Origin of the sequence: Desulfitobacterium sp. (assembly GCF_034927245.1) — a bacterium.
Taxonomy (GTDB): domain Bacteria; phylum Bacillota; class Desulfitobacteriia; order Desulfitobacteriales; family Desulfitobacteriaceae; genus Desulfitobacterium_A.
The window spans coordinates 35760-50220 of the sequence record NZ_JAYFQK010000011.1 but is presented as its reverse complement, the minus strand read 5'-3'; the positions used below and the strand labels follow the sequence as shown (position 1 = coordinate 50220).

12 protein-coding genes are annotated in these 14461 nt (G+C 44.6%); 2 read left to right on the top strand and 10 right to left on the bottom strand.

Annotation, left to right across the window (positions count from 1 at the left end; genetic code table 11):
• Positions 1 to 192: 192 nt before the first annotated feature.
• Both VB077_RS03575 and VB077_RS03570 read left to right on the top strand, forming a co-directional pair.
• Positions 193 to 1200 (top strand): glycosyltransferase family 4 protein, encoded by a 1008-nt coding sequence (locus tag VB077_RS03575; protein ID WP_323413844.1) that lies wholly within the window; start codon positions 193 to 195, stop codon positions 1198 to 1200.
• Positions 1201 to 1356: 156 nt separating this feature from the next.
• A complete protein-coding gene (locus VB077_RS03570; RefSeq protein ID WP_323413843.1) occupies positions 1357 to 2388 on the top strand; it encodes an ATP-binding protein in 1032 nt (343 codons plus the stop codon).
• A gap of 79 nt (positions 2389 to 2467) precedes the next feature.
• Here the strand turns inward: VB077_RS03570 and gap are convergent, their stop codons facing one another.
• From gap to VB077_RS03520, 10 genes are all read right to left on the bottom strand, one after another.
• A complete protein-coding gene (gap, locus tag VB077_RS03565; RefSeq protein ID WP_323413842.1) occupies positions 2468 to 3472 on the bottom strand; it encodes a type I glyceraldehyde-3-phosphate dehydrogenase in 1005 nt (334 codons plus the stop codon).
• A 49-nt stretch (positions 3473 to 3521) separates the two neighbouring features.
• The gene (locus VB077_RS03560; RefSeq protein ID WP_323413841.1) at positions 3522 to 4961 is read right to left on the bottom strand and encodes an NAD-dependent succinate-semialdehyde dehydrogenase; all 1440 of its coding nucleotides are present in this window, start codon (positions 4959 to 4961) and stop codon (positions 3522 to 3524) included.
• 66 nt (positions 4962 to 5027) lie between these two features.
• Positions 5028 to 6206 carry a diphosphate--fructose-6-phosphate 1-phosphotransferase gene (locus tag VB077_RS03555; protein ID WP_323413840.1) on the bottom strand — a complete coding sequence of 393 codons (1179 nt, stop codon included), beginning with the start codon at positions 6204 to 6206 and terminating at the stop codon, positions 5028 to 5030.
• Positions 6207 to 6241: 35 nt separating this feature from the next.
• Positions 6242 to 7345, bottom strand: coding sequence for a M24 family metallopeptidase (locus VB077_RS03550; RefSeq protein ID WP_323413839.1), 1104 nt, complete (start codon positions 7343 to 7345; stop codon positions 6242 to 6244).
• Between the two features lie 20 nt (positions 7346 to 7365).
• Positions 7366 to 8508 (bottom strand): Gfo/Idh/MocA family oxidoreductase, encoded by a 1143-nt coding sequence (locus VB077_RS03545; RefSeq protein ID WP_323413838.1) that lies wholly within the window; start codon positions 8506 to 8508, stop codon positions 7366 to 7368.
• A 9-nt stretch (positions 8509 to 8517) separates the two neighbouring features.
• Complete coding sequence (locus tag VB077_RS03540; protein ID WP_323413837.1) at positions 8518 to 9891, bottom strand: Na+/H+ antiporter NhaC family protein; 1374 nt, start codon at positions 9889 to 9891, stop codon at positions 8518 to 8520.
• Between the two features lie 23 nt (positions 9892 to 9914).
• On the bottom strand, positions 9915 to 11246 hold the full coding sequence (locus VB077_RS03535) for an L-fucose/L-arabinose isomerase family protein (protein ID WP_323413836.1): 1332 nt from the start codon (positions 11244 to 11246) through the stop codon (positions 9915 to 9917).
• An 81-nt stretch (positions 11247 to 11327) separates the two neighbouring features.
• Positions 11328 to 12173 (bottom strand): carbohydrate ABC transporter permease, encoded by an 846-nt coding sequence (locus tag VB077_RS03530; RefSeq protein ID WP_323413835.1) that lies wholly within the window; start codon positions 12171 to 12173, stop codon positions 11328 to 11330.
• 37 nt (positions 12174 to 12210) lie between these two features.
• Positions 12211 to 12978 (bottom strand): sugar ABC transporter permease, encoded by a 768-nt coding sequence (locus VB077_RS03525; protein WP_323413834.1) that lies wholly within the window; start codon positions 12976 to 12978, stop codon positions 12211 to 12213.
• Between the two features lie 142 nt (positions 12979 to 13120).
• Positions 13121 to 14440, bottom strand: a complete 1320-nt coding sequence (locus VB077_RS03520; RefSeq protein ID WP_323413833.1) for an extracellular solute-binding protein — start codon at positions 14438 to 14440, stop codon at positions 13121 to 13123.
• Between the last annotated feature and the right edge of the window lie 21 nt (positions 14441 to 14461).

Genomic DNA, 14461 nt, shown 5'->3' with positions numbered 1-14461 from the left:
GCATCCGGAACTAAAATCTATCCTTGTTAGACATGGTATTCCGGCCGCCGGTTGAAAAGCACGCTATCTACTCTATATGAGTGTTGGGCAGGTTGCTCAGCAATACAATGTGAATGTTAAGACCTTAATCAAAGCTTTAAAAATCCATGCTAAATCTAAACCTTGAATTCAATTAATAAGGGGTTTTTCAATGTGAAAGTACTTTTCCAACTTCGATCAGACTATCGAAAGAATCCCGCGGGAGATACTGTCCAACTCCTGGGCACAGCTCAAGCCCTGCAAAAACTCGGCGTTCAAATATTTATATCAGCTGATCCCCATATTGAACTCAGTGAATATGACTTAGTTCATATTTTCAATGCCACTCGCGCTTCTGATGCTTCGATGTATATTGAAAATGCCAAACGCCAGAAAAAGCCTGTCGTTCTTTCCCCGATCTATTGGAATATGCAAAAATATCTAGAGAAGCAGGATGCAAACTCTATGGCCTTAAGACAATGGGAAGAACATCAGCCTTGGCGCAGCCAATTACTCAAAGACTGTGATCTGCTGCTCCCTAATGGTCAATTAGAAATGGACATGATCCGGGAAGATTTCCAAATCAATACGCCCTATCAGGTTATCCCGAATGGATTTCCCGAGGAATATCTCACGGTTGACGAAACTCTTTTCCGAGAGAAATGCCCCGGCTTACCGGATCAGTTTGTTCTTTCCATTGCTCGTATTTCCTCTCGCAAGAACCAAGTCTTACTGGCAAGATACTGTTATGAGCTCGGGCTAACCCTCGTTTTAGCGGGGCCTATCAATGACCCTTCTTATTTTGAACAGGTTCAGTCATATTCCAATGTGATCTATTTGGGAACCTTACAGGGACGTCTTCTTGCCTCTGCCTATGCTTCCGCAAAAATCCATGCGCTCCCCAGTTGGTTTGAAACGCCGGGACTCTCGAGCCTTGAAGCAGGAGCATGTGGCGCTGTTGTCCTATCTACCGACCAAGGATCGACCACCGAATACTTTAAAGATATGGCAGTTTATATGAATCCTTTCCAAGAAGCCAGCCTCAAAACTGCTCTGGAAACTTCTTTAGACTTTTCACCGGAACCTTTAACGAATCACATTCGCCATAATTTTACCTGGTCCAAGGTTGGCGAACTGACACTCGCCGCCTACGAAACTGTCCTAAATACACCATCAGTTTAAACTTTTCGGGAAGAAAAGGAAATGCATAGAATACGGGCATATCATAAATCTTCTGATAACTTCATTTCAAATCATTTGATCTTTAAAGGATTTTTCTTTTTTAAGTCGAATACTAAACTTGGTTTTTAAAGGATATTTAATTGGGAGGTCCTGACTTTGCTTGGTTATCCAGCATCTCTCGAACAGGTCATAAATAAAGAGAGCCTTGTTGACTTACTCGATACCTTGCCCGATTTTGTCTTTCTTCTGGCCCCCGATTTTACAATACCCTATTACAATCTCGCTTTTCGGCAATTGTTTGGAGATCCAAAACAGAAAAAATGCTTCCAGCTCATTCAGAAATGTGATCATCCCTGCTCAGACTGTCCCTCTGTTAAAACCAGAGTTTCTACAGGTCCTCATCAATGGGAAATGGAAACTCTGGATTCAAGAACATTTAATATTAACGAACGTCTTTTTATTGGACCGGACAATATCCCCTATATTTGTAAGAGCGGCGAGGAAATCACTGAAAAAAACGCCTATGCCCACTTCGACCGTCTTAACCTGCTTGCTGAAATGGCTGCAAGCCTTGCTCATGAAATTCGAAATCCAATCACGACTGTCAAAGGATTTCTTCAGATCCTTGGATCGAAAAATGAGTTTAGCTCATATCGGGATTATTATAATATCATGATAATGGAACTGGAGCGGGCAAACACGCTGATTACTGAATTTCTGTCCCTCACCAAAAACTCAACTCAGGATATGCGTATTCAAAATCTCAACACCATTATTGAAACCCTCTCCCCTTTAGTCCAGGCCGATACTATAAATGCAGGCATTACGTTAATATTGGAATTAGGAGAAATTGAAGATATCCTGCTGGGTGAGAAAGAAGTCCGTCAACTCATCCTTAACTTATTCCGCAATGCGATCGAAGCGACTGAACCCGGCAAATGTTTAACTCTAAAGACCTTTATGGATTCGGGACAAGTTATCCTAGCCATCCGTGACGAAGGCCCGGGTATTAGACCCGAAGTACTCGCTAAACTCGGCGTTCCCTTTTTTACAACGAAAGAAAAAGGCACAGGTTTAGGGCTGGCGATCTGCAATAATATCATAAAACGTCATCACGCGGAAATGGATATTGAAACTTCTTCTAAAGGGACAACCTTCTATATTAAGTTCAAGACATCCAAAAGCTAACTCCATACCTATCTTATTTATTCATAACTCAAACAGTGAACCGGATGATATCTGTAAAGGAAGTCATCCGGTTCTATCATTACTTATTTGCAATATATCTCACAAGATCAACGACACGATTGGAATAGGCCCATTCATTATCATACCAAGCCAGAACTTTAACCATCCGATCGCCAATCATTCGGGTTGAAAGACCGTCCACGATCGAACTATGAGGATCTCCGTTAAAATCACGGGAGACTAAAGGAAGCTCTGTATAGGATAAATATCGTTTAAGCGTTCCTTCTGATGCTTCCTTTAATTTAGCGTTGACTTCTTCTACCGTTGTCGGTTTTGATACGTTAGCCACAAAATCAACCAGGGAAACATTGGGAGTGGGAACCCGTACAGCTAACCCTGTAAGTTTTCCCTTGAGTTCAGGTAAGACTAACGCAACTGCTTTAGCCGCTCCTGTTGTGGTTGGAATCATAGATTGGAAGGCGGCACGTGCCCTGCGCCAATCATTATGTTCCAAATCCAATATTCGTTGGTCATTGGTTACGGAATGAGTTGTGGTCATCATCCCCTGCTCAATTCCGAACTCTTCAAGTAAAACTTTAGCAATAGGGGCTAAGCAGTTCGTCGTACAGGAGGCATTCGATAAAATGTGATGTTGGCTAGGGTCATATTGACCTTCATTCACTCCCATTACGATGGTAATATCTTCGTTTTTTCCCGGAGCGGTAATAACGACTTTTTTAGCCCCTCCTTTTATATGAAGGGCTGCCTTATCGCGTTGTGTAAAGCGACCGGTTGCCTCTATAACAATATCTACCCCCAGTTCTCTCCAGGGGAGTTTTTCCGGGTCCTTTTCAGCGAATAAACTGATAGATTGTCCATTAACCCTCATTGTTTTCCCATTGACTTTAACTTCAAAGGGAAGAGTCCCATGGGTAGAATCATATTTAAAGAGGTGTGCTAATAGATCTGGCTCTCCTAAATCATTAACTGCGACGATGTCAAGGGGGGATTCACTCTTGAGGGATGCTCTCAAGGCTAGTCTACCGATTCGTCCGAAACCATTAATTGCAACACGTACTGACATATGAACCTCCATTCCGCCGCTGCCACAGGCGGCACAACTCGACACGCTGTTAAAATTCTGCTGCCACGTACTTGATTTCCATAAATTCCATCAGACCCATTCTTGCCCCTTCACGACCCAGACCACTTTGTTTGACACCCCCCATCGGTGCATAGGCGACTGAAGGCAAGGCGTTATTGAGACCGATAATTCCAAACTTCAGGGCTTCTGTAACCCGGGTGGATCGCGCTAAATCATGGGTATAGACATAGGCCGCAAGCCCCATATCCGAATGATTTGCTTTTTTAATAACTTCATTCTCATCAGTGAACTTGAATATCGGCGCAACCGGAGCAAATAATTCTTCATGGGCAAGTGTTGCGCTTTCCGGGACGTTTTCCATAATAATCGGCGGAACATAATAACCTTCCGCAGGGACTTTGGCTTTGGGTACTAAATATGTCGCCCCAAGTGCTTCCGCTTCACTGACTATTTTTTCAACCCTGTTTTTGCTTTTTAAATCAACCATAGGTCCCAGATCAAGATTCTTCTCTTCCATGGGGTTCCCGATCTTCATTTTCGATATTTTATCAGCAAAGGCCGCGGCAAATTTGTCATAGACTTTTTCATGAACATAGAAGCGATTTGCACCGATGCAGGATTGGCCGTTGTTTCTGAATTTCGTAATCATCGCACCATTAACCGCTTTCTCGATATCCGCATCTTCAAATACAATGAAAGGTGCATTTCCGCCGAGTTCTAACGATAGATGCAATATTCCTTCGGCCGCTTGATGCATCAGACTCCGCCCTACGGCAGTGGAACCTGTAAAGCTCACGACACGTACGGCAGGATGTTTCATCATCGCCTCTGTTGTCGCGGCAGCCGGACCTTGAATTAAATTCGCCACTCCCTTTGGAATACCGGCATCTTGCAAACATTTGAATAACTCGACTACACTTAACGGCGCTAATTCAGAAGCCCTTGATACGACAGTACAGCCTGCCGCCAGGGCGGGTGCTAATTTTCGTGCCTGAATCGAAACCGGAAAATTCCAAGGCGAAAGGCACAGGGCAACCCCGGCCGGTTGTGAATAGGCAATATGACGTTTGTTCACCGCATCACTGGGGATCATTTCACCATAAGGTCTTCTGATCTCTTCAGCAAACCACTGAAAATATTCCGCCGCAAACATGATCTCCCCAACTGCCTGGGGAATTGGTTTTCCGGATTCGGCGGCCAATATTTCGGCGATATGATCTGCCCCTTGACGCAAGAGATCAGCCACACGATTTAAGATATTGGCCCTTTCACGTACAGAGGTTGAAGACCACGATACAAAAGCGGACTTGGCAGCCTCAACCGCTGCTAAAGCATCATCAACTCCGCCGTAACCTATCTCACAAAATACCTTTCCGGTCGCAGGGTTAACGATCCCCTTTTTTTCTTTTTTAATGGGCTCTTTCCATTCTCCATCAATAAAGAGTGACTTTTTAATCTCGCTGTACACAATCCTTTTCCTCCAGTCGATTTTCATTGTATCATTACTTATTCCTCAAAGTGACTTGTTTGATTTCTATTGGCAAGCCGCAAGCTTCCAGACTCGCAGGGCACTGTTTTCTTCGATCAAGGGATCCACTAAAGCGAGTTCCAACCATTCGGCAAAACAATCCGCAATCCCATTCTCAGTTAAGAAGCGTGGCTCGAGTGCACGTTCCTTGGAGGCAACCTTAGCCAATTGGATTAAATGCGCCGCATCACCCCTTAAATCTAACCCCGGACCTTTCAGTCCAACCATGACTTTGTTTTCTCCTTGCTTTAAAACATCATAAGCCTTCTGTCCTAAATAAATCGCCTCTTCCCGATCTCGTTTGGCAACAGTCCATGTGTTTGATCGTTGTAAAACACCAAAGTTTTCACTGCGGCAGGAAACTCCCTGTTGACGCAGAACATTTGCCAAAAATACGCCAACACCGCCGGGAATAGTGTTGCTTTCGTCTCCGCCGATTCTTTGGTCGGCAATCGCCGCATCGTTATCATCTTTAACACCCTCACTTACGACCACAAGTACACAAGGTTCGGTTTTCAAAAGCATCTTTATTCTCGCCACAAATTTTTCGATACTAAATGCCTTTTCCGGAGGATAAATTTCAATGGGAAGAAATCCCGGTATTTTCTTTCTTGTCAGTGCAGCCGCGGCCGCCAGCCATCCAACATTCCGTCCCATCACTTCAACGATACGAACCCTCTCAAAATTGCGCATGGACCAGAGATCGAAGGCCAGCGATCTCACACCTTCGGCGACGAACTTAGCGGCGCTTAAATAGCCGGGGGCATGATCCGTAAACCAAATATCGTTATCAATCGTTTTGGGAATCCCGACGATTTGTACTTCCGGTGCAACGGCCGCGATTTGATTAGCGGACCACATGGTTCCGTTCCCACCGATGAACACAAGCTGATCAATCTTCTTTTCGCGTAAGACATTTTTAACGAGCTGCATCCTTTCCTCAGTTAACGGATATCTCCCGGACCCCAGCACCGCCCCGGGCTGTCGTTTTAAGGCTTGAATTTCCCGATCGCTGATTCCACTCAATTCCAGTGTCCAGCCCTTGACCATTCCCTCGATCCCGTTTTGGAAACCAAGAATCTGCTGATTTTTATGATCAGATTTACATTCTTCGATAAACCCTGCCAAACTTGAATTCAACACGGATGTCGGTCCACCCGCTTGAACAACAGCAATATTTCCCATATTCTCACCTCAACTTATGCAGATATGGCATAGGGCTACCTTTCCAAAACAAGTGGTAATTGGATTTCTTGATTCGGAAGGGTTATCTTTTCTTGCGGCCACCACTCGGGAACAGAGGTTAAAACTTTCAGTTGATTATCGGGCATGAGCAATACTGTTTCCTCGACTTTTGTCCCGTCCACTGTCGGATTCCAAGCCAGCATTTGATTCGGTTGAAAAACTTCATGCTGAGTTTCCCCTATTCTGTATTCCCTGGGGATATAGCCAATCGCTCCGCCTTGGTGGTGACGCTTCCATTCATCAGGGAACCCGGCATTTGCATAGGCTTCGTTCCCTTTTTCAAACACTGTATTGCAATCAACGCCAATCTTGCAATTTTCCAAAAAGGTCTTTTCCACCGCTAAAGCAGCCTTGTAGTTATTTCTCAGTGTATCAGGCAAGCTTCCAAAATAAACAGAACGGGTAAGAGCGCTGTGCAGCCCGCCTTTTTCCCCTACCAAACCGATGATGACATAATTTTTAAGCCGTTTCGCCGTTGTTACAGGATGACGGAACCTTTTCCTTTCGTCTGCTGCCACGAGAAGAACGGCCGGTCGAACACCTTGGCTCATCAGTCTTTTTGAGAGTTCAGCCTGAATATCAAATTCAGATTGCCCAGGCACAATACTCAGGCACGTCGCCGCTATTTCTCTTGAACAAATCTCCGAAAGTTCTTCAGCCCTTTTTACTTCCTCTGCCGTTAAACTATACCGCAGCCGATTCAGCTCAGCCCCGAGTACCGGCCATTCGCCCATCGGCGTATCTGTCCCGATTTTCCGCTCCTTTACCAATTTCTTGATCGCATTGACTCTGCTTTCATACCATTCATAGGTCCACGGTTCAAAGCCTAGCCCCTGAACTTGTTCCTCCATAAACCGTTTGATTTCATTTTTAGGGGCAATCACATACTTCTTCTCGCCGAGTATGACAATCGCAGCCGCTCCGGTTTCCGACCCTGTAACGACTCGATTAATTCCGCCACCCGTTATCCATGAGAAATTATAAGCTTTTGATAAGCAAACCCCTTGTAAATTCAGCTTAGCCAACAGCTTTTCAATTTTCCGTAGCTTCTGGTCCACTTCTGACTCTTGCTCAGTCATGATATCGTCTCCTTTATATCCTATACGTTAATCCAGCGGCCTTCGTCAGAAGACTGTAATGCTGCCGAAATAATTTCCTGACAGCGCAATCCATCTTCAAATGTTGCTCCCCAGGGCGCTATATCTTCCCCTGTGGCAATGCAACGTAAAAAATGTTCAATCATATGGATGTGATAATGTTCCCATCCGAGATTATGACCGCGCGGCCACCAATATTTAGCATAATCGTGAGCTTCCGGTTCTGTGGCATTGATGGTTCGCATTCCTTGCAAATAAAGGGGATCATCCTTCGTAAAAAATTGGAGGTCATTGCCCTTTGATAAATCGAAGACAATACCGCCCTTACTGCCGTGGATTTCAATGCGCCACATTGTTTTATAGCCTGTGGCGACCTTACTCGCCTCGAACGTTGCCATAGCCCCATTCTCAAGTTTAAGCCACAGCGCGGATGCATCATCGGTATCAATCGGATGGACAATACCGTCAGAATCGTATCTTTTATCAATAAAAGTGGTATTCCAAGCCATGACCGACAGGGGTTCCGCTTGAAGTAAAAACCTCATCATATCTATCGCATGAGAGTTCAAATCCCCAAGCACTCCGCTGCCGGCTTGTTTTTTATCCAGACGCCATATAAATGGCGCCTGCGGATCTGAGAAACGATCCAGCAAGTATTGGGAACGGAAATGATAGATCCTTCCCAACCGGCCCTCCGCAATGATCCGGCGGGCCAGTCTTAAGGCCGGAGCAAACCGGTAATTAAAAGCAACAATACTCTTAATCCCTTTCTTATCGGCTTCCTTTGCCGCATTTGACATCCTTTTCGCTTCTTCTAAGTTAAGCGCGAAAGGTTTTTCAACGATCACATGCTTACCCGCCTGCAAAGCAGCAATGCAGGGTTCCTCATGCACGTTGTTGCTTCCGGTATTATCAAAAATATTAATGTCCGGGGCGCAAATCATTTCTCGCCAATCCGTATTCCATCTTTGATAGCCGTAACGTCGGGCCGCCTCTCGAACTTTGTCTTCGTTACGTCCGCAGATACTGATTAACTCCGTCTCGACAGGCATGGGATAAAATATATAATTTGCTTTTTTGAAAGCATTGGTATGAGCTTTACCCATGAACCCATAGCCGAGCATACCCACCCCAAGTTTTTGCACCAATTCCAGTCACTCCGTTTCATCAACACTTTTTTTTCCGAAAAATCCCGAAATAAAAGCAACCGACAACAAAATTATGGGAAAGAAGTTATAAGGTGCAGTTTGAAAGGCTCCTATTCCCAGTGTCCCTAAAACAAGGAAGTTCATATTTGACCATGGAACGAGGGCTGCAATCGCAAAGGACCCTTCAATCAAATCCTTGGACAGATGTTCGCTTTGCCAACCGGCCAAACGATATTTTTCCATCAGAAAAGGAGAGGGGACAAGAATAGCGGGAATAATCGCGCAGGTCATAGCTGAGATCAGCGTTCCCAGGAGCGTCGCCAAAGCATTGATCTTGCCGTGAAATATCTTCCGATTCATGAGACTGTTTAAAATAAGTTTAATCACACCGATCCGTTCCATTGTTAAGGCCCAGGCCGATGCCAATAACATCAGTTCAACCACATTGCCAAAGTTAATAACCCCGCCGCGCGTGAGTATTTGACCCAAAAGCGAATTTTGATTCAGGGTATAGCCAAAACTCATGGCTTGTATCACCGACATCAAGGAAAGGCCCTGCACTTTCATGGCAATTGCCGATGAAAACAGTAAATTAACGCCTAAAGCCGGAATAATCGGAACCCTGAAGAGGATGAGTAAAAACAAGACGACTACCGGTAAAAATAACCACGGACTAATTTGGAATAACGATAAAAGACCGTCACGAAGATATGAAACATCCGGAAGGGTCGTGTTTTTCAACCCAACCATACCGTAGAGAAGATAAAGAACCGCCGAGATCAAGAACACGGGAAGACCTCGTCTCAAGAGTAACCGTATCAATGTAGGAAGTTGACCCCCATTTTGACTAATGGCTAATGCCGATAAGTCACTCAGGGGTGAAACAAGGTGACCCGCCAGTCCTCCGGAAGTAATCGCCCCCACAATAATAGGCATCGGTAAACCCAAGGCTGTTCCCAATCCCAGCAAAGCAACCCCAATAGTACCAAAGGCCGCGGCATCCGAACCTGTGACAAGGGCCATGATAAACGTCAAGATAAAGGACTCTGTCAAGAAAAATGGGGGGGATAACCACTGAAGTCCATAAAATATGAAGGACGGGATAATCCCTGCCGCCATCCATATTCCAATCGTGGCGCCAATCAGCAATATGATAAGGACGGCAAAACTGCATTGACCCATTCCGTCCAAGGCCGCGCCTTCAATATCTGTCCAATGATAACCGAGACGGACCCCGATAAAACCCGAAAGAAAGATTCCAAAAATAAATGGGATTTGCAGCGGCAAGCCCACTTGACTTGCCGCAATAAGAGCCAAGATGGCAGGAACGGTTGCTATTAAAGCATATGACTTCGTAATGACTTTCGGTTCCGTTGCCATATCATTCAGATCCTTAACTATTATTAAAACTCAATCGTTTCAAGATCTAATAATTGGGCTAATTCTTGCAGCTCTTTAACATAATCTCCGTAGATAACAACATAATGGTGTTCTAAACCTTTCTTAAGTAAAGTTTGCAAAACGCCCTCCACTGGTGTCTCGGTGTGAACCGGAAGCGTATTGCCGCTATAAAGCATGGGTGCTTCAAGCCCGGTTCCTTTTCCGATTAAAAGACGAAGCTTTCCGTCTTGATCAGGGCTTATGCGGCAAATGGTGACCGGACCGTCTTTCAAAGGACCGTAAACGGATAACGGCATCTTGCGATTAGGATGAACACCGGCAACCGGTGGGTAGTTCGGAGAGAGTAAAGAACGAGGGCCATTCCCGCAATGCCAAAAGATGAGTTCATTTTTTTCTGAGTCGCCCGTGACTAGGTCAGCGATAAACGTTGCCTGTCCGGACAATATTTGACCGATTTGCATAGATACGGCTCCGTTCACATCGGCTTCACATGCGGCAACCACACCGTCATCATTTAATTGGCTGAGGGCAAAACAAACCGCGCCGCCATACTTAACCATAAAATCAGGCCAACATTCTACGGCTATGGCATCCAAGGATTTCTTTGCCATGACCTCTTTCAAAGCATAATAAGCGTTCACAGATTTTTGCGTGGCCGCGGTATCGACACGGTTCAGCCCTTCCAGGTTATCCACTAACGGATGAATATCACAGGACATCGAATTTCCTAGATCGAAAACTTCTTGTAAGGAGATGGTATTGACGGTTATTCCCAAGATACCGGCCAGGGCAATTTCATTAAAGTTCGACGGATAATAACCACCCGGACGATTCCCGACTATCCCGATCTTCTTCCCTTTCAGCGAGTTAACAACAACCGCCGCCCTGAGGAAAGCAAGCACATCGGCACACACTTTCGCCGAATCCGGATTTCCGTAGACTCCTTTGAACTTTTTGCCGGCAGCTGCTAAGGCGTGAGCGGCTAAGTTTAAACCACAGAAAGAATTGAGGCTGAGTCGTTCACCGGTCGGTTCTTCTTTAAAAGACCAGATGAGCAGTGGGAGGTCAATGCTATGCGCAAGAGAAAGAACCATTGAGGCATCTGTAAAAGTGCCTTGTACAACAACAACCGCCGTTAGCCGAGCCTTCTTAAGAACATCTACAACCCCGGAAACCTCAGCTTCAACCGTGATCGGCTGCGCAATCTTTTCGACATCAAACCCTGCTTGTTTAACAACCTGGGTTACGGATTCGTAATATTTTTCAGCTAGGGAAATTTCAAATTGGGGGCGTCCAAGCATCAATAATCCGATTTTATTTGCACTCTTATTCACAGTTTATTCTCCTTTTCACTTACATCAACATAAAGAAATAATCTTTAATTATTCTTTACGCTATATTCTCTTTTAAAGGTGTTAGCCTTTTACCGCGCCTCCTGTTAACCCATCAACAAGGTAACGCTGCAAGAGGATAAAAATAATGACGACAGGAATGGTCGAGAAGATACAGGCTGCCATCATGCCGCCCCAATTATGTTTGAACGCACCTGTGAACACTAAAACTAAGCCTGCAGGCAACGTTTTCATCGTGATATCATTCGTTAAAACCATGGGGAACAGAAGATTGTTCCAAGCATCCAAGAAAGCAAAGATACCGGTGGATACAATTCCCGGGATGGTGAGCGGAAGAACGACCTTTCTCATCGCCTGAAAACGCGTACACCCATCGACCATGGCTGCTTCCTCTATTTCAACAGGGACAGTATCAACGAACCCTTTAATCATCCAAATTCCAAACGGCAAAGCGAACGATGTAAAGGCAATTACCATGCCGACATACGTATTGAGCAAATGAGCCTTGTTATATAAAACATAGAGTGGTGCGAGCATAACAACTAAGGGAAACATTTGAGTAATTAAAACGCTGACCAAAATCTGATTTCTAAAACGGAACCGAAGCCTTGATAAAGCATATCCGGAAAAAGTAGCCAGAACAAGCGTAACAAGAACCGTGAGAACGGATGTAACAAAACTATTAAAAAAGAATCTCATAATCGGGGTTTCGGGTGAAAACAAACCCGCGTAATTCTCCATTGTAGGATTGGCCGGCCACCATTCCGGCGGCAATTGAAAAACATCGAGATTTGATTTGAAAGATGTTGAAAGCATCCAATAGATCGGAAAGAAAGTCCATAAAAGTAAAATTCCAATCGTTGCGCTGACTGAAATCGTCCAACCCAGCGTAAACTTCCTTCGGAACATCACATACCCTCCCTCACATTTGCAATTGGCTTGAATTCTAATCCTGCTTATATAAAACCTTTACATAAATGAGTGATACGGCTAAAAGAACAAGGCACCATACGATACCTACTGCGGAGGCATAACCAATATTAAATTGTTCAAAAGCCAAACGGTAAATATAGATCACTAGCGTTGTCGTTGAGTAAACCGGGCCCCCACCCGTCATCGTATAAACAATCGGGAAGTTGTTAAAATTCCGAATGACCATAAGCAAGCTGGTAATCACAATAATTCCCTTTAAATAGGGCAATGTTACATAACGGAATTCTTGCCGGCGACTTGCGCCTTCGCATATTGCCGCTTCTTTAACATCCATCGGGATCGATTTTAAACCGGCGGTAAACATTAAAATGTAAAAGGGGATCTGATTCCAGATATTGGCGACAATGACAGCAATCATTGCAAGATCCGCCCGCATCAGCCACGGCAAGAATTTCTGGATGAGACCGGCATTTTCCATAATGACATTCGCTACGCCAACTTCAACATCAAAGATTAACATAAACAGATAACCGACAATGACGCCCGGAATAATCCACGGCACCAGTAAGAATCCCCGCAGCCATGAAAATTTCTGAGATAATTGATCCACAACAATGGCACCCCATAAGCCGACAACCAAACTAATGACGACAGAAACCGCAGTAAAAACCAATGTATTTTTTAACGAAAGCCAGAAGGTGTCATCATTTAACATCGTTTGGTAATTCTTTAAAAAGTCGAATTTTATCTCATCCGGTCTTGTTAATTCATAGTGGAACAATGACAGCCCTGCTGAACTAATAAGCGGATATAGAATAACAATACTGAGGATCAATATTGACGGAAAAATTAACAGGAAAGGGAGAGACAAATGGGGTCTCCCCCATTTGCCCTTTCCCATCGGTTTTCTAGAAAACGATGGGTTACTTGCCATTCACAATTCCCTCCAGTTTTGTCTGCATGTTATTCAAGATTGTAGGGATTGGATCATTGGTCGTAATAATTTGTTGCACACCTGTCATAATTTCGGTGGATATCTTCGGCAAGTTTGGTCCGACCGGTAAAGATACAACACTCGGTATTACATCTTTGATAAAGGTCGCCCGAACGGGATCGCCGAATACATCCTGATATTGATCAAAGCCAATTTTTGTAGCCGGCAATACGCCGATTTTCGCATTGTATCCCTTGGCAGACTGTTCGCTATTAATTAAGAATTCTGCAAATTTCATGGCTGCTTCTTGATGCTTGGAATCTTTGAATAGGATAAGATGGTGATCATCCGGAGCCGAATAATGCTTGCCATCGATTCCCGCCGGAAGAGCCGACACACCCCATTCTTGATAAAAAGCTTCATCTGTCAGATTTTTATCAAGACTTTGCAGAATCCCTTTAAATTGAGGTTCATCAATCATGAACAGCAGATGATGTTGTGCCGCAATCGGTCTGAACTCACCGAACTTCTTACCCGGCAATGTGTAACCGCCTGTAACCATCTTTCTCAACCAAGTCGCATAGTTAACCATTTCGGGAGTGTTGACTTGAACTTTGTTGCCATCGACCGGGTTGACACCAAAGCTGCGCATAATCGGCCATTGTTGATCCAAACCGATTGTACGAACGGTGGTATCCAGGCCAATAATTAGATCCTCTTTCGGAAGCTTTTGACGTGCGGTATCCATCGCTTTCATGAACTCATCCCACGTTTTCGGCGGGTTGTTCGGATCAAGACCGGCTTCTTGCATTAACTTCTTATTGTAGTAGAAACCTTGGGGTTGCGGAGTCCAAGGCATTCCATAATGCTTGCCATTGACCGCTCCTAAATCCCAGGACTTTTTAAATGTGGAATCTGAGGCATAGTCTTTAGGAACCAGGCTGTCCGTTTGAGTCAAGATCCCCATATTGGCCAGCGTAACGCCTTCGTTAATATTGATTTGAGCAATATCCGGAGCACTACCTCCGGTTGTCATTGTTGTTAACTGATTTGCAATATCACTAATTGCGATAGGAACACTTTTCACGGTTATGTTAGGATTTTGGGTTTCAAAGTCTTGAATGACTTGATTGATATAGGGTCGAGACGATTCTTCGGCACTTGCCCAATTGACAAAGGTGATTTCTTCCTTTTGAGATCCCTGAGAAGAACTTTGATTGGATTGGCTGCCGCATCCTGCCAAGCTGAAAGTAAGAAAAACCGAACATGCAGCTAGAAGAGCAATGGTTTGTTTTTTTCTTCTGAACACAGTGGCTTCCCCTTTCCATTT